19 protein-coding genes are annotated in these 15,531 nt (G+C 37.4%); 2 read left to right on the top strand and 17 right to left on the bottom strand.

Translation table 11 applies throughout. The features are described 5' to 3' along the window. Nucleotides 1-13: 13 nt before the first annotated feature. The 17 genes from pstB to H3T47_RS04720 form a co-directional block, all read right to left on the bottom strand. Nucleotides 14-814, bottom strand: coding sequence for a phosphate ABC transporter ATP-binding protein PstB (gene pstB / locus H3T47_RS04800; RefSeq protein WP_199282714.1), 801 nt, complete (start codon nucleotides 812-814; stop codon nucleotides 14-16). A gap of 10 nt (nucleotides 815-824) precedes the next feature. Further along, the gene (pstA, locus tag H3T47_RS04795; RefSeq protein ID WP_046327447.1) at nucleotides 825-1,718 is read right to left on the bottom strand and encodes a phosphate ABC transporter permease PstA; all 894 of its coding nucleotides are present in this window, start codon (nucleotides 1,716-1,718) and stop codon (nucleotides 825-827) included. 4 nt (nucleotides 1,719-1,722) lie between these two features. Further along, the gene (pstC, locus tag H3T47_RS04790) at nucleotides 1,723-2,718 is read right to left on the bottom strand and encodes a phosphate ABC transporter permease subunit PstC (protein ID WP_199282713.1); all 996 of its coding nucleotides are present in this window, start codon (nucleotides 2,716-2,718) and stop codon (nucleotides 1,723-1,725) included. 1 nt (nucleotide 2,719) lies between these two features. Next, on the bottom strand, nucleotides 2,720-3,586 hold the full coding sequence (locus H3T47_RS04785) for a phosphate ABC transporter substrate-binding protein (RefSeq protein ID WP_199282712.1): 867 nt from the start codon (nucleotides 3,584-3,586) through the stop codon (nucleotides 2,720-2,722). Nucleotides 3,587-3,722: 136 nt separating this feature from the next. Next, nucleotides 3,723-4,415 (bottom strand): 50S ribosomal protein L1, encoded by a 693-nt coding sequence (rplA, locus tag H3T47_RS04780; protein WP_038523574.1) that lies wholly within the window; start codon nucleotides 4,413-4,415, stop codon nucleotides 3,723-3,725. A gap of 70 nt (nucleotides 4,416-4,485) precedes the next feature. Then, nucleotides 4,486-4,911, bottom strand: coding sequence for a 50S ribosomal protein L11 (rplK, locus tag H3T47_RS04775; RefSeq protein ID WP_034980336.1), 426 nt, complete (start codon nucleotides 4,909-4,911; stop codon nucleotides 4,486-4,488). Between the two features lie 126 nt (nucleotides 4,912-5,037). Continuing rightward, nucleotides 5,038-5,586: a transcription termination/antitermination protein NusG gene (nusG, locus tag H3T47_RS04770; RefSeq protein ID WP_038523578.1), complete on the bottom strand. Its 549-nt coding sequence runs from the start codon at nucleotides 5,584-5,586 to the stop codon at nucleotides 5,038-5,040. A gap of 102 nt (nucleotides 5,587-5,688) precedes the next feature. Beyond that, nucleotides 5,689-5,859 carry a preprotein translocase subunit SecE gene (gene secE, locus H3T47_RS04765; protein ID WP_199282711.1) on the bottom strand — a complete coding sequence of 57 codons (171 nt, stop codon included), beginning with the start codon at nucleotides 5,857-5,859 and terminating at the stop codon, nucleotides 5,689-5,691. 3 nt (nucleotides 5,860-5,862) lie between these two features. Continuing rightward, complete coding sequence (gene rpmG, locus H3T47_RS04760) at nucleotides 5,863-6,012, bottom strand: 50S ribosomal protein L33 (protein ID WP_082229351.1); 150 nt, start codon at nucleotides 6,010-6,012, stop codon at nucleotides 5,863-5,865. A gap of 201 nt (nucleotides 6,013-6,213) precedes the next feature. Beyond that, complete coding sequence (locus H3T47_RS04755) at nucleotides 6,214-6,432, bottom strand: hypothetical protein (RefSeq protein WP_034980340.1); 219 nt, start codon at nucleotides 6,430-6,432, stop codon at nucleotides 6,214-6,216. Nucleotides 6,433-6,503: 71 nt separating this feature from the next. Next, complete coding sequence (locus tag H3T47_RS04750) at nucleotides 6,504-7,079, bottom strand: sigma-70 family RNA polymerase sigma factor (RefSeq protein WP_199282710.1); 576 nt, start codon at nucleotides 7,077-7,079, stop codon at nucleotides 6,504-6,506. Between the two features lie 216 nt (nucleotides 7,080-7,295). Further along, nucleotides 7,296-8,051: a 23S rRNA (guanosine(2251)-2'-O)-methyltransferase RlmB gene (gene rlmB / locus H3T47_RS04745; protein WP_199282709.1), complete on the bottom strand. Its 756-nt coding sequence runs from the start codon at nucleotides 8,049-8,051 to the stop codon at nucleotides 7,296-7,298. Further along, nucleotides 8,038-8,481, bottom strand: a complete 444-nt coding sequence (locus H3T47_RS04740) for a ribonuclease III domain-containing protein (protein ID WP_199282708.1) — start codon at nucleotides 8,479-8,481, stop codon at nucleotides 8,038-8,040. The genes rlmB and H3T47_RS04740 overlap by 14 nt, the downstream gene beginning before the upstream one ends. After that, nucleotides 8,474-9,898: a cysteine--tRNA ligase gene (cysS, locus tag H3T47_RS04735; protein WP_199282707.1), complete on the bottom strand. Its 1,425-nt coding sequence runs from the start codon at nucleotides 9,896-9,898 to the stop codon at nucleotides 8,474-8,476. Before cysS ends, H3T47_RS04740 begins: the two co-directional genes overlap by 8 nt. A 165-nt stretch (nucleotides 9,899-10,063) precedes the next feature. Further along, nucleotides 10,064-11,563 carry a glutamate--tRNA ligase gene (gene gltX / locus H3T47_RS04730; protein WP_109918645.1) on the bottom strand — a complete coding sequence of 500 codons (1,500 nt, stop codon included), beginning with the start codon at nucleotides 11,561-11,563 and terminating at the stop codon, nucleotides 10,064-10,066. Between the two features lie 74 nt (nucleotides 11,564-11,637). Beyond that, a complete protein-coding gene (gene radA, locus H3T47_RS04725) occupies nucleotides 11,638-13,014 on the bottom strand; it encodes a DNA repair protein RadA (protein WP_199282706.1) in 1,377 nt (458 codons plus the stop codon). Beyond that, nucleotides 13,015-13,566: a dUTP diphosphatase gene (locus tag H3T47_RS04720; RefSeq protein ID WP_046327456.1), complete on the bottom strand. Its 552-nt coding sequence runs from the start codon at nucleotides 13,564-13,566 to the stop codon at nucleotides 13,015-13,017. 113 nt (nucleotides 13,567-13,679) lie between these two features. On the opposite strand from H3T47_RS04720, the gene H3T47_RS04715 reads away from it, so the two are divergent. Both H3T47_RS04715 and pepC read left to right on the top strand, forming a co-directional pair. Further along, entirely contained in the window at nucleotides 13,680-13,994 is a 315-nt protein-coding gene (locus tag H3T47_RS04715; RefSeq protein WP_199282705.1) for a hypothetical protein, read from the top strand. Nucleotides 13,995-14,123: 129 nt separating this feature from the next. After that, a complete protein-coding gene (pepC, locus tag H3T47_RS04710; RefSeq protein WP_038523607.1) occupies nucleotides 14,124-15,470 on the top strand; it encodes an aminopeptidase C in 1,347 nt (448 codons plus the stop codon). The last annotated feature ends 61 nt before the right edge of the window (nucleotides 15,471-15,531 follow it).

Here is a 15,531-nt window from a genome sequence, read left to right as displayed (position 1 = left end):
AATAATGCCACCTTTATCCAAAACTACCCTGAATGTATTTTTCAGTAATTTCACCTTGAGGATTAGTAAAAATATTAGTAGTAGTATCATATTCTAACGCATGTCCCAAGTGAAAGAACGCGGTATATTCACTAATTCTTGAGGCTTGCTGCATATTGTGCGTTACCATAATCATAGTGTACTTCTTACGCAATTGCTTGAGCGTATCTTCAAGTTTGGCAGTAGACACAGGGTCTAATGCGCTAGCAGGCTCATCAAGGAGTAAAATTTCCGGCTTTAAAGCAATTGTCCGCGCTATACAAAGTCTTTGTTGCTGACCACCAGAAAGTGCCAAAGCACTCTGATCAAGTTTATCTTTGACTTCATCCCATAATGCAGCTGCTTTCAAGCTTTCTTCTACTATCTGGTCTAACTTTTTCTTATTTTGCTGCCCATTTGCTTTTAACGCATAAGTGATATTTTCCTTGATTGATTTAGGAAAAGGGTTCGGTTTTTGGAAAACCATACCGATAGCTTTTCGTAATTCGTAAACATTGATTTTGCTTTGATTAATATCAAGGTCATGAAACATGATTTTACCATCAACTTTTGCCACCCGGTCGTTCATGCGATTGAGTGACCGTAAAAAAGTTGATTTTCCCGAACCAGAGGCACCGATCAAAGCAGTGATGGTGTTTTTCTTAAAGCCTAAACTAACGTCAAACAGCTTTTGCACAGTACCACCATAAAAAACGCTTAGATCATTCGTAGAAATCGCACAGTCTTCGTCAGCAAAGGTCTTAATATACCTTTTTTGATTTTGCCAATTTTCCATAAAACTTTCCTTACTTAATTTTTGCGGCCGTAAGCCGTTTATAAATCCAGTTGCCAAGTGCACGTGCACCAAAATTGAAAATTATGACAACAATGATTAACAAAGCTGATGTAGCAGCCGAAACTACGTTAACATCTGGAATAATCCCTTCAGTATTTACTTTCCAAATATGTACGGCCAAAGTTTCAGCTGGTCGCATAATATTTAAAAAACTAGTAGGGCTGAACATATTCCAGTTAGAATAATCAACCGTAGAACCACTTTGTCCCGCTGTATAAATCAAGGCAGCAGCTTCACCGAAAACACGCCCGGCACTTAAAATCACACCGGTAATGATTCCGGGGAGCGCAGCTGGCAAAACGATACCATGAATTGTTTTCCAATTTGACAATCCCAAAGCCCAACCAGCTTCGCGCTGAGTTTGTGGCACTCCCTTAATAGCTTCTTCGATGTTGCTAGTTAGAGTCGGCAAATTAAAAAAAGTTAAAGCCAAAGCTCCGGCAAGAATAGAAAAGCCTAAACCAAATTGCACCACGAATAAAAGATAACCAAATAAACCCACAACTATAGATGGTAAAGAACTTAAGATTTCAATAGTAGTTCTAATTAACTGTGTAAACCAGTTATCTGGCGCATATTCAGCTAAGTAAATAGCGGCACCCAGTGCAATTGGCAGAGAAATGATTAGGGTAAGCAGCAATAGATAAAGTGAGTTGAACAATTGATCTCTGATCCCACCGCCAGCTTCAAACGAAGATGAAGCCGAACTTAGAAAATGCCAAGATAAGTGCGGTACTCCTGAGACTAAAATGTTACCAATAATTCCAACCAGTAACAAGACTACTATTCCCACTAAAAAATAAATTACGCCAGTAGCAATGCGATTAATTCTTTTTGCGTTCATCTTATTACTTACTCTTCTTTCCAATTAAATGTACTAGGAAATTGAACACTAACGACATTATTAAAAGCAAAAGTGCCAAGGACCATAATGCATTATTAGGCAAAGTTCCCATGACAGTGTTACCCATTTGACTAGTTAACTGACTAGTCAAAGTTGCTGCTGGACTTACCAAATTGTATGGCATCAATACAGCGTTACCGATTGCCATTTGGACAGCTAAAGCTTCACCAAACGCACGAGCCATGCCAAATATTATGGCGGTCATAATCCGTGATCGAGCTGCTCTTAAAACAACGTGATAAATAGTTTGCCATTTTGTTGCGCCCAAAGCCGCTGATGATTTGCGTAATTCTTTGGGAATAGCTTTAAAGGCATCAGCAGTTAAAGAGGTGATTGTCGGCAAAACCATTACAAATAGGATTAAGGTTGCCGTTAAAATTCCAAAACCAGTGCCACCAAAAATAGTTCTAACAGCGGGGACTACAACCATTAAGCCCAGAAAGCCGTAAACTACAGACGGAATTCCGACTAAAAGTTCCATCACCGATTGCAATAGTTGTACTCTTTTGCCAGATTCATATTCTGTCATAAATAGTGCCACAGCAATCGAAAATGGCGTTGCAATTAATGCTGCCAGTAGCGTTACGGCAAATGAAGTGACAATCATTGCTGCCGCACCAACGTGGTTTTTGCCAGCCCCGGGATTCCAATCTGTTGAAAAAAGAAAATGAAAAACATTAACCTTATCGTCAATAAAAGTAGCCAGGCCATGCATCCCAACAAAGCCGATAATTGCCACAATTAATATACCTATTAAAATAATTGCCAAGAATGTTAGTCCTTTGCCCCACCATTCCTGTCGTGTTTCTTTAGAAGGTTTTGTTAAACGGGCAATATCAATATCTTTAGGATCTATGCCTTTAAATTTAACGTGTGGGACTTTTTGTTCGGCAAGCGCATCTTCAACAACTTGTTGTAAGTCTTGTTCTTTTTCTGCCATTTTATTTACCTATCTTTGTAACTTTATTTTGACTATCGCGTGAAACTTTCATTTCGTGAATACTAATATAGCCAATTTTAGGTACTAACTCTGTTTGTACCTTTTTACCTAATACATACTTGATAAAAGCGGCTGTTGCCTTATTAGGCTTGCCCTTGGTGTACATATGCTCGTATGACCATAAAGGCCATTTATTAGTAGGAATATTTTTATTATCGGGCTTGACATGATCAATACTAATTTTTTGAATATTTTGATCATTAGCATACGGAAAAGAAATATAAGAAATTGTTCCTGGGGTTGAGTTAACTATCTTCTTAACTGTCCCATTAGAATCTTGTTCTTGTGAATTAACAGCATCTTTGCCGTTTAAAATCAAGTCCTCAAAAGTAGAGCGTGTACCGCTACCACGCGAACGGTTAATCACTATAATGGGCTGATTTTTACCACCGACTTCACGCCAATTTTTAATTTTACCGGTAAAAATCGCAAAAAGTTGTTCAACAGATAAATTTTTAACGCCGACGCCTTTGTTGGCAATAGGAACGATTCCTACTACCGCAACAGGATAGTCTTCTAATTTTTTGGCATCAATACCTTTTTGTGTTTCAGCAAAAACATCTGATGTCCCTACTTCAACTGCTCCTGCCTGGACTTGACTCAGACCTGTACCTGATCCACCACCTTGGACAACAATGTTGCTACTCGTATGTGCCAAGCGGTAATCGTTGCCGGCCTGCTCAACTAACGGCTGTAGGGCACTAGAGCCGACAATAGTAATTTTTTCTCGGCTTTGACTGCAACCTACTAAAAAAAGTGGCACAAATAAAGATAGTACCAGCAGTTTGCCAAAATTACTTTTTTTCATAATAACTCCCTCAGTCAAATAAAATTCAGCTCTAGTTTATCAAATCTTTTACTATTGACCAATCATAATTACTTAAATATAGATAAAAAAGCAACTTGCCCAAGCAGGCGAAGTTGCTTTTAACACTTATTCATTTTTAGTCCAAGTTTAATGGATCAAGTTTAATTCCGGGACCAAAAGTTGCAGCTACAGCTACACTCTTAATGTATTGACCTTTAGCAGCAGATGGACGCGCACGCAAAATCACGTCACGCAATGCATCAAAGTTTTCAATTAATTGCTCATCAGTAAATGAAACTTTACCAATAGCAGCATGAATAGCAGCTTGACGGTCAACACGGTATTCAACTTGACCAGCTTTAACGTTCTTAACGGCTTTTTCAATATCCATTGTAACTGTGCCAGTCTTAGGGTTTGGCATTAAGCCTTTAGGTCCCAAGATACGACCCAAACGTCCTACTTTAGCCATCATAGTTGGCGTAGCAACAACTACGTCAAAGTCCAAGTAACCGTTTTGTACTTTTTCAACTAAGTCGTCAGAACCAACTTCATCAGCGCCGGCAGCTTTAGCTTGTTCAGCTTGTGGACCATCAGCAAAAACAATCACCTTTTGGGTTTTACCGGTACCATTTGGTAAAACAAGTGAACCACGAATTTGTTGGTCAGCTTGTTTAGGGTCAACACTCAAATTGTATGAAACTTCAACTGATGCATCAAAGCCTGCGTATGAAGTTTCTTTAACTAACTTAATTGCTTCAGCAACTGAATATAATTTCTTTGAATCTACTTTTTTAGCAGCTTCTAAATATTTTTTACCATGCTTTGGCATGTGATTTCCTCCTTAATATGTGGTCAAACGAGCTTAAGCTCTCCCACCTAAATTGTTATAAATAACAGGATTAGTCTTCGACTTCGATACCCATGCTTCTAGCAGTGCCTTCGATCATCCGCATAGCAGCTTCGACATCAGCAGCATTAAGGTCCTTCATCTTAGTTTCAGCGATTTCCTTAACTTGATCCTTGGTAACCTTACCAACTTTCTTAGTATTTGGTTCACCGGATGCCTTGTCAATCTTAGCAGCTTGTTTCAAAAGAACTGGAGCTGGTGGGGTCTTAGTAACGAATTCAAATGAACGATCTTCGTATACTGTAATGACTACAGGAATAATCATGCCTTTTTGGTCAGCTGTTCTAGCATTGAAGTCCTTAGTAAAACCAACAATGTTAATACCAGCTTGACCTAAAGCTGGACCAACTGGTGGAGCGGGTGTTGCAGCTCCAGCTGGTATTTGTAATTTAACAACATTTATAACTTTCTTTGCCACGGTCAAAACCTCCTTGATTCCGTGCGTGGTTAAAATGGAAGAGTTACCTACTCTTCCTCCCACAATAATAAAAGTACTTTAATATATTATCATCGTTTTAGTAATTTTGCAATAAATGACTTATTACTAGCTAATTTTCTTTACTTGATCGTAATCTAGTTCAGTTGTAGTAGCACGGCCGAACATATCAACGGAAACAAATAATTTGTACTTATCTGGTTGAATTTCAGTAATTTTTCCTTCAACGCCGTTAAACGCACCATCGATGATGGTAACGGTTTCCCCAACTTCAAAATCAATTTGTGGTCTTTTAGCAGGCTCTCCTTGTTGACGTAAAAGCCTGTTTACTTCTTCTTCTAACAGTGGCGATGGTTTTGAGCCTCCACCGTGTGAACCGACAAAGCCAGTTACATTTGGTGTATTACGCACGACAAACCAACTTTCATCAGTCATCACCATTTCAACCAAAACATAGCCAGGGAAAATTTTTTCTTCAACTTCTTTTTTCTTATTGTTTACTTTTTCAATTTTTTCCTGTTCCGGCACCATTACACGAAAAATATAATCTTGCATACCCATACTTTGTGCACGAGATAAGAGGTCAGATTTAACCTTATCTTCATAGCCAGAATATGTGTGCAGCACGTACCATTGCTTCTTAGTAGTTTCTACCATTATTACAATTTCTCCTTTTATTTTTGGCAAACAAAAAAGCCTCTTGCATCAGAGGACTTTTATAATCAAATTAATTGTACCACAAACAATATAACTGTGCTATTACATAACTATTTGTGTAATATTGGTAAACAAGAAATCAAGTAAACCTAAGTAAGCAGCAAACAGAATTGAGGAAACAATTACGATTGCTGTGTCGTGACGGTTTTGTTTTGCAGTTGGCCATGTAACTAACCGCATTTCTTCAACTACACTTTTAAAAAACTTAACCATAATCTACCTCGTTTCCTTATGCAAAGTCATCTTACCGCAATGTTTACAAAATTTGTTCAATTCCAGACGCTGAGTGCGATTTTTACTTGCGGTGATAGAGTAATTGCGCGAGCCGCAGATACTGCAGGCTAATGATGCTTTTTTCACTGCCATAATCTCACTTCCAAACTACTGTATTTTAGCAAAAATATCAGGTATAAGCAATTAATTTAACAATTACTGTATAATTAATCAAGTGCATCTTCCCATAAATTTTTTTATTAACAAAAACAGCCACCCTTTTGATTCGAGCAGCTGTTTTAGTGGTCAAACAAATGCGTGACCACAGTGCGTAGAACATTGTATTAGTCGGATTTACTTCTTAAGATTTTCATTAACGAAGGATTCGATTTTATCGTCAGAGTCTTTCAGGAATGGAAGCATAGCTTCCTCCGTCTTAATGGTATCTCTACCATTCTTTTCCATAAAATAATCCCAAAGGGCATCTCTTACTGGAAGATCTGAATCACTCCAGTCGAAAACTTCTTTCATGTGACGATCTAACAATGCAGTCTTCATAACTTCATCAGCCATCTTAACTACCTCCTAAAATTTATTCTACAATAACAATTATACCCCATTTTTTATGTGAGAACTATAAAAAACTAACTGAGTAAGGTCTTACGCATTTTTTGAGCAAGTCTTGAATGAGCTCTTGACAGAGTTAGCTTGCTGATATTTAATCTGCGCAATATTTCATCCTGATTTTTTAGCCCTAATTCGACTAAAAGAGCATTAATCTCTAAATTTGATAAGTGTGCGGTTAAAATTGCTATATTTTCACTCAGAGGTACCTCAGGGATGGATGTAGAATCTTTTTTCATTGGTGATAGATTGTTTTTTCTTGCAGTTTCTAGTGAAATAGATTGCTTTAAAGCTTGCCTGCGGTATGCATTATCATATCTAACTAGTGACTTGGCATGATTAGTTAACCTAGTTTTATAATAACTGCTAAATTTACCTTTTTTGAGATCAAATTTTTTCGCTGAATCATGACAAATAATCAGGGCATCTTGATCCCAGTCTTGACTGTCATAATAACGTACATGATACATGCTTTTAACTTTATTAATTAATGGCTTATACAAGTAGCAAAGATCAATTAACGCTTCTTCTTCACCATTTTTAATTTGCATTATCAGTTCTGTTTCATTTTTACTTGCTTTCTTTATACTCTTCATCTTAACTACTCCTATTTTTATAGATGAATGAAGGATACAGAACTTGAAAGCGCTCAAATATCGAACCTTAGTTCTTTCTTTGCAGCCAATTTTTAATGTAAATCGGCTAAAAAACAAAGATTTATTTTTGTTAAAAACACATTAAATTAAAAAGATGATATTTTACTATTTCAAACAAAAAAATCATCCTGAAAACTTCAGAATGATTTTCGCTATTTATTTTAGTGGGTTCCGGTTATTAAGCATTTGGTAGAGTAAAATACCGGTAGCCACACTCGCATTCAAAGATTGCACGTGACCGACCATGGGTAAAGTTAATGTTTGATCCATTTGCTCTTTTAAAAGCCGAGAAATTCCTTTACCTTCATTACCAATAACCAGAACTGTTTTGCCATTACTGTTCCATTGACGATAATCTGTTCCGTTCATATCGGTACCAAATAGCCAGTAACCCTGGTTTTTTAATAATTTTGCCGTTTGTACCAAATTATTTACTCTGGCAACCGGCACGTAATCAATAGCTCCAGTAGAAGTTTTGGCTACTACTGACGTTAGACCAGTCGCCCGCCTTTTAGGAATAATAATCGCATCTACACCCGTGGCATCAGCTGTTCTTAGAATTGAACCTAAATTATGCGGGTCTTCGATCGAATCAAGCATTAACAAGAAAGGATCCTTTTTTGTGTGTTCAAATTCTGCTAACAATTGGTTCAGATCAGCATATTCAAAGCTGGCAACTGTCAATACCAAACCTTGATGATTCTCACCCTGCACCAATCTATCCAACTTATTTTTGGGTACAGTTTGAACAACTAAACCCTTTTCCTTAGCTAAAGCAAATACTTCATTAGCAAAATTTTCTTTGATTCCCTGCTGCAGAAATATTTTATTAATATGGTCAGCATCCTGCGTTTGCAAATAATCTAAGCCAGCGTGTCGACCATAAACAAAATCTTTATCACTTGAAGTCATATTTTTCTATGCTCCCATTCTCAACATTTTTAATGCACCAAGCGGTTAATTCCTGAATACGCTCTTTTTTATTTAAAAGCTCCAAGTAACCCCAGACTGCTTCAAATCCAGTAGATAATTTATAAGTGGCTAAACTTGTGTTTTTAGCCTTAGTATAGGTTTTCGAATTACGACCGCGATGAAAAGTGGCTACTTCATCTTCTGTTAGCAAACCATCTTCTTGTAATTTGGTAATTAACGCAGCCTGAGCTTTAGCAGATACATAGTGAGTCGCCATTCTTTGTAAAACTTGTGGTTTAACAACCCCGCATTTAATTAAATGCCTTCTAATAAAGATTTCGTATACTGCATCTCCCAGATAAGCTAAAGTTTGCCCGTTCAGTGTATCCGGATTAACATCTTTTTCTATCATTTTGTCAGTTTTATTCACGTAGCCACCTTGTTCCTTGCGGTGTATCTTCAACAATGACGCCCATTTGCTTTAGTTCATCTCTTAAGGCATCACTTTTCGCCCAATCTTTGTTTCTACGTGCTTCTTCACGCTCTTGAATTAACTTTTCAACTTGACTATCATCATTTTGTTTATCAGAAATAGTTAACTTTTCAGTATCTATTCCAAAAATTGCCAGCCATTTGGTCAAATTTTTTTGAACTTGTTTAAGAGCGTTTTTATCAGAATTTTTAGCATTAACATTGTCATTGATTTTTGGCAGTAAATCATAGATTGCGCTCAGCGCGTTTTGGACATTAAAATCATCGTCCATAGCACTGATGAATTTTTGTTCAGTTTCCTTAATTGCGGCAGTTAAATCTATTGAGGTCTGACTTTCAGAATTATCTTTTAGTCTATAAGCAACATTAATCAGAGTATTTTTGAATCTTTGCAAAATGACTTGTGCCTGCTTCAAATTATCAGTAGAATAATTAATTTGCCTTCTGTACTGCACGCTCGCCATAAAGAAACGCAAAACCTGCGGGTCAATTTTTTGCAATAGATCATGGACGGTTACAAAATTATGTAAGGACTTAGACATTTTCTCTTGACTTGTGCCCACGGTTACAAATCCATTGTGCATCCAATAATGAACAAATTTTTTCCCAGTTGCAGCTTCACTTTGGGCAATTTCATTTTCATGATGAGGAAATTCTAAATCTTGTCCACCACCATGAATATCAATTGTATCTCCTAAATATTTTGTTGCCATAACTGAACATTCAATATGCCAACCCGGGCGGCCTTTTCCCCAAGGTGAATCCCAGGCAATTTCATCCGGCTCCTTTTGCCTTTTCCATAATGCAAAATCTATGGGATCTTCTTTGCGCTTTTGCTCCTCAACATTTATATGCTCAGAAGCGCCCTCCTCAAGTTCTGCCACATTTTGACTGCTGAGCTGACCGTAATTTTTAAACTTTTTAGTATGATAATAAACGTCACCGTCTGATTCATAAGCATAACCCTTAGCAATTAGTTTCTGGATAAACTTAATAATTGCACTAATTTCATGAGTAGCGCGGGGATTTGTAGTTGCCGGTTCAACATTTAATGCTTCAATATCTTCACGATAAGCCTTAATATAGCGTTCAGCTAAATCTGGGACAGTCACGTGTTCCGCCTTTGCTTCAGCAATCATTTTGTCATCAACGTCAGTAAAATTAGACACATAGTTGACCTTAAAGCCTTTAAACTCCAAATAGCGCCTTATTGTATCAAATGCAATAACACTTCTGGCATTACCGATATGAATGTAGTTATATACAGTAGGACCACAGACATACATAGTGATGTTACCAGGCGTTATCGGCTTAAATTCTTCCTTAGTTTTGGTTAAAGTATTGTATATCTTCACTGCGGCTAGCTTGCCTTTCTCAAAATATTTTTATCTTCATTCTAACAGAAACAAGAACAGATTCTAGTATATAAATAATCTGTTCTGATCATTTTAAGCGAGTTCATGATTCAATTTAAAATAAAAACGTATTATCCAATTAATTGAATAACACGTTGTTTTTTTCTATAAGCCGTTTGCGCTCATTTGCTTAAGAGTCAATTCCAAATGTTCCAGTACCCGCTTTTTGCCTAAAAGTTCCATTGCTTCCCCAATTCCAGGACCAACCATTGACCTGGTCGTAGCAATTCTGATTGGCATAAACAAACGTCTCCCCTTAATTCCCGTTTCCTGACGAGTTGCTTGAACAGCGTTCATAATTTGCGGAGCCGTAAACCGGGGAATTAAATTAACTTGCTTTTTAAATTCTTCAATTACCGGTCTGGCATCATCGTTACGAATTTCTTCAATTTCCTTGTCACTTAAATCTTTAGGCGCAGCGAAAAATATTTTAGCTAGGTCAACAATTTGTTTGGTGTAAGACATCTGCACAGAATAAATATTCACTAATTGTCTAACCCATTCCATCTTTTCAGGGGTCGGATCCTTTTCAACCAAACCTGCTTCCTGCAAGTTATTAAGTGCCAAATCTAAGAGCGTATCACGATCAGCCTTTTTAATATACTGGTTGTTAATCCACTCCAACTTCTTCTGGTCAAAAGCTGCTGGTGAATTTGACAGACGTGAAGGATCGAATTGCTTGATCAATTCTCTCTGGCTAAAGATTTCGTTTTCACCTACCGGTGACCAGCCGAGTAACGTAATAAAATTAAACATTGCATCAGGCAGATAGCCAAGGTCTCTGTATTGCTCGATAAACTGTAAAACAGATTCATCACGCTTAGAAAGTTTCTTACCGGTTTCAGCATTAATAATCAAAGTCATGTGACCAAATTTGGGTGGCTGCCAGCCCAAAGCTTCATAAACTGCTAATTGTTTGGGCGTATTTGAAACGTGATCATCCCCCCGCAAAACATGGGTAATTTCCATAAGGTGATCATCAATTACAACAGCAAAGTTATAAGTTGGCATGCCATCCCGTTTTTGAATGACAAAATCGCCACCGATTGTGTCGGATTCAAAACTAAGATGTCCTTTAACAATATCATCCCAGGAATATGTTTCCATTTCTGGAATATGGATACGAACAACCGGTTTTAAGCCCTTTGCTTTTGCTTCTTCTTGCTTTTGTTCAATTTCAGCAGCAGTCATACCTTCATATTCATAAGTATAGTGCGGTGCGATTCCCATCGCACGTTGTTCTTCACGCTGTTCTTCTAGTTCTTCCTCAGTTTTATATGAATAATAGGCTTTACCCTCATCAATTAGTTGCTTAATATACTTGTTGTATATATCTTTTCTTTCAGATTGACGGTACGGACCATAGTCTCCGCCTTTATCGGGTCCTTCGTCCCAATCAATTCCCAACCAATGTAAGTTTTCCATTTGTGACTTTGAGCCACCTGCAACATTACGTTTCTGGTCAGTATCTTCAATTCTTAAAACAAAAGTCCCCTTATTATGACGCGCAAATAAGAAATTAAATAGCGCCGTCCGTGCATTACCAATGTGTAAGTGCCCTGTTGGACTTGGGGCATACCTTACTCGAATTTTTTGTTTAGCCAAAATTCATGCCTCTTTCAAAAAGTAAATATAAACAATTTAAGTTTACGCGTAATAGCAAAAAAGTTCAATATTCGTTACCCTAAAACCACTTTTAAGGCTTGCGGGATACTTGCAACTGGAACCACTTCAATTCCCGAGTTTTTAAGACTAGCACGCATATTGTGTTTCGGAATAAAAATACGTTTGAAACCAGTCTTAGCAGCTTCTTTAATACGCGCATCTATTTGATTGACTCTGCGCACCTCACCAGTTAAGCCAACTTCGCCCACAAAACAGTCCGTAGGTAAAATTTCCTGATTTTTATAACTTGATGCAATTGCCATGACAACTGCCAAATCAACTGCCGGTTCGTTCAAACGAATTCCCCCAGTGGCAGTTAGATAAACGTCTTGATTTTGCAGCATTAAGTTGCCTCTTTTTTCCAAGACAGCTAGCAATAGTCCAGCTCTATTGTAGTCAATCCCCGAAGTGGTTCTTTTTGCATAACCAAAAGCAGTCGGTGTCACCAGTGCCTGAATTTCCGCCAAAATTGGCCTTGTTCCTTCAAGCGATACTACTATCGCGGAACCGGTAGATTTGGGCAACCGTTCATCTAAGAATACGGCTGAAGGATTAGTTACTTCCTGCAAACCTTTGTTAACCATTTCAAACATGCCGATTTCATTTGCGGCACCAAACCGATTTTTAACAGAATGTAAAATACGGTAGGCATGATGTTCATCACCTTCAAAATAAAGGACTGTATCTACCATGTGCTCCAAAATTTTAGGACCTGCAATCGCACCTTCTTTTGTCACGTGGCCAATAACAAAAACGGTAATCGCATCCATTTTAGCAATTTTCATCAATTCGCTTGTGACTTCCCTTACTTGTGACGCCGAACCGGTCATCGAGTCAAGACTGGGTTCATTCATGGTCTGAATGGAGTCAATCACGACAAAATCGGGCTCTAAATCAGCAATTTGCTGACGAATATCTTCCATATCTGTTTCTGGATAAAGCATCATGCCATTAGCAGGAAGACCTAAGCGATCTGCACGGAGCTTGATTTGATTAGCAGATTCTTCCCCTGAAACATACAGCACTTTATATTGATCAGCCAATTCGCTCATGATTTGTAACATTAAAGTTGACTTACCGATTCCAGGATCACCACCGATTAAAACCAGTGAACCGGGAACAATACCGCCGCCTAAAACCCTGTTCAGTTCCGCCATACTTGTTTTGATGCGCTCTTCTTTTTCAGCCTTCACATTCCCCAATTTAACCGGTTCGCTAATTCCGGTTTTCTTGATGAGCCTGCTTGGACTGCCTTTAGTTGAACGGTTTTGCACTGCTTCAGTTTCTTTTTCAAACTGATTCCAAGCACCACAATTAGGACAGCGTCCTAAATAGCTGGCAGAGATATAACCACAAGAACGGCATTTATATTTTGTTTTCAGTTTTGCCATTTAGCTTCCCTTCTTATTTGTTGAGCCAAAACCACTTATTCTTTGCCTATTAATAGGAAGATCATTATCTGACTTTAGATAATGAACGAAAATTCCTTGACCTATTCGTTCACCCTTGCGAATTTGAATAGGTCTAACACCATAATTAATTAATTGAACAAAAATTTCCCCTTCATTTTGATCATTATTATAATAATCTGAATCAATAACTCCTATTCCGTTTGGTAGCGCCAGATTTCTTTTAAAAGTGTTAGAAGAACGATTTGCTAGTAATAATACTTCGTCTTCCGGCATGTATGCTTTTACACCCGTAGGAATTAGAAATGGCTTGAGAACGTGCTCTGCCATTTCATAGTCTTGTTCGTATAGCTGGTGACCATTTCTGATTAGACGAAAAATACGCACAAAGTTAAGCCGCCAAATACTGGGAAGCAAAACATCTTTAGCCGCCTCTAAATCATAACCAGCACTGGCAATAGTCTGCCTTCTTGGCAAAGTAATATTTTTATTATGGTATTTAGATACTACCTCAAAGCCCCTTATTTTATTCATGCTGTCTCCTTTAAAAATCTTCAAACACTATTTTACATTAATTTGCGGATTATATTTTAAATCTAATATAATTAGTTACGTAAAAATTATTCCATTTTTTGAAGGGAGATTAAATGTTTAACATAGATGACCCCCACCAGTGTTTTCGAGAAGACGATGATCAGGGAGAAATGATCTGTCATTGGACGATGGATAAAATTGAGCGTAAAGATGCTACTGTCTGGATCATGAATCACCTTTTTATTAATCCCAATAAAGATAGTAAAAAGATTTTACACGATCAAATGCAAACAGTAATGTATATTGCTCAAAAATCACAACTTCCTGTGTGGCCGCTTGATCCAGTAGTTATCAATTATTTTGATGAACATCCTGAATTTGCTGGCATTTGGTATCATCGTCCAAGTTCAGAAAACAAATCTATTTAAGAACTAGTTTAATGAAATTAGAAGGTTAGAAACAAATATTTTTTTAACAATAATTAAATTTTCAAGGATAGACTACTTTAAATATATAAGTTAAAATAATATTAATTTGTTTAAGGAGGACTTATTTACATGACAAAAGAAATCACAAATGCAGCCATTGATAATTTTACTAAAGACTTAGCCAATCATGCTGGTATTAACATTGCCAGCCACGCTGCGCAAGAGAATGGCATTTTCAAGGCCAGCCAGAATTTACAATCAAAAATTGATTTGACTCCAACTTTTTCTGTTGAAATTAACACGGGTAAGCCGGCAGACCAGAAACAATCAGGTCGTTGCTGGATGTTTTCCGCATTAAACACTATGCGTCACCCATTACAAAAAGAATATAAGATTAAGGACTTTGAATTATCACAAAATTACACTAACTTCTGGGATAAGTTTGAAAAGTCAAACTTCTTCTTTGAGAACGTTATTGCTTCCGCCAAGAAACCTCTTGGTGACCGTAAAGTAAGCTTCTTATTCGCTACCCCGCAACAAGATGGTGGTCAATGGGATATGCTTTGTGGCTTGGTTGAAAAATACGGGATTGTACCTAAATCAGTTTACCCGGAAACTGCAAATTCAAATAGTTCTGGCGCTTTAAACGATACTCTGAATACTCTTTTACGTAAAGACGGTTTGGAACTACGTGCTTTAGTTAATGCTGGTAAAACAGAAGATGAAGTTGAACAACGTAAAGCTGAATTTTTAAATGATGTCTTCAGAATTTTGGCAATCTCATTAGGCGTGCCACCGAAGAAGTTTGACTTTGAATACAAAGATGATGATGGTAATTATCATCGTGAAGCTGGCATTACTCCTAAAGAATTCTTTGACAAATTCGTAGGCATGAACTTAGAAGACCATGTTTCAATTATTAATTCACCTACAGATGATAAGCCATACCACAAGGTGTTTTCAGTTGAATATTTAGGTAACGTTGTTGGCGGTCGCCAAGTTCGTCACCTTAATGTCAAAATTTCAGAAATGAAAGATTTAATCATTAAACAACTTAAAGCGGGAGAAGTTGTTTGGTTTGGTTCAAATGTTGGTAAAGATTCAGAAAGACAGCTCGGCTTACTTGATACCAATATTTACAAGCGTGACGAGTTATTTGACGTTGATTTTTCAATGTCTAAGGGTGATAAACTTGATTCTAGCGAAAGCATGATGGATCATGCTATGGTTATTACCGGTGTTGACTTAGTAGATGACAAGCCAACTAAGTGGAAGATAGAAAATTCATGGGGAGAAAAGCCTGGCTTTAAGGGCTACTTTGTAATGAGTGACTCCTGGTTTGACCAATTTGTTTACCAAGCAGTTATCAACAAGAAATTCTTACCTGATGATTTAAGAACAGCTTTTGATGAAGGAGCTAAGGACCCGATCCAATTATTACCATGGGACCCAATGGGTGCTTTGGCTTTTAAATAAATTCATTACCGCTGAAAATTAATTAAAAAGCACTGAGAAAAATTTCTCAGTGCTTTTTATC

Origin of the sequence: Lactobacillus sp. W8093, from assembly GCF_016100925.1 — a bacterium.
Lineage (GTDB): Bacteria > Bacillota > Bacilli > Lactobacillales > Lactobacillaceae > Lactobacillus > Lactobacillus helsingborgensis.
This window is presented reverse-complemented; position numbering and strand designations above follow the sequence as displayed.

Coding starts and splice junctions, on each gene's coding strand:
- pstB (WP_199282714.1), bottom strand. CDS start 814: ATGGAAAATTGGCAAAATCAAAAAAGGTATATTAAGACCTTTGCTGAC.
- H3T47_RS04750 (WP_199282710.1), bottom strand. CDS start 7,079: ATGAAGAGTATAAAGAAAGCAAGTAAAAATGAAACAGAACTGATAATG.
- nusG (WP_038523578.1), bottom strand. CDS start 5,586: ATGGTAGAAACTACTAAGAAGCAATGGTACGTGCTGCACACATATTCT.
- rpmG (WP_082229351.1), bottom strand. CDS start 6,012: ATGGCAGTGAAAAAAGCATCATTAGCCTGCAGTATCTGCGGCTCGCGC.
- H3T47_RS04785 (WP_199282712.1), bottom strand. CDS start 3,586: ATGAAAAAAAGTAATTTTGGCAAACTGCTGGTACTATCTTTATTTGTG.
- H3T47_RS04715 (WP_199282705.1), top strand. CDS start 13,680: ATGTTTAACATAGATGACCCCCACCAGTGTTTTCGAGAAGACGATGAT.
- pstA (WP_046327447.1), bottom strand. CDS start 1,718: ATGAACGCAAAAAGAATTAATCGCATTGCTACTGGCGTAATTTATTTT.
- rplA (WP_038523574.1), bottom strand. CDS start 4,415: ATGCCAAAGCATGGTAAAAAATATTTAGAAGCTGCTAAAAAAGTAGAT.
- rlmB (WP_199282709.1), bottom strand. CDS start 8,051: ATGACTTCAAGTGATAAAGATTTTGTTTATGGTCGACACGCTGGCTTA.
- H3T47_RS04755 (WP_034980340.1), bottom strand. CDS start 6,432: ATGGCTGATGAAGTTATGAAGACTGCATTGTTAGATCGTCACATGAAA.
- pepC (WP_038523607.1), top strand. CDS start 14,124: ATGACAAAAGAAATCACAAATGCAGCCATTGATAATTTTACTAAAGAC.
- secE (WP_199282711.1), bottom strand. CDS start 5,859: ATGGTTAAGTTTTTTAAAAGTGTAGTTGAAGAAATGCGGTTAGTTACA.
- H3T47_RS04720 (WP_046327456.1), bottom strand. CDS start 13,566: ATGAATAAAATAAGGGGCTTTGAGGTAGTATCTAAATACCATAATAAA.
- pstC (WP_199282713.1), bottom strand. CDS start 2,718: ATGGCAGAAAAAGAACAAGACTTACAACAAGTTGTTGAAGATGCGCTT.
- radA (WP_199282706.1), bottom strand. CDS start 13,014: ATGGCAAAACTGAAAACAAAATATAAATGCCGTTCTTGTGGTTATATC.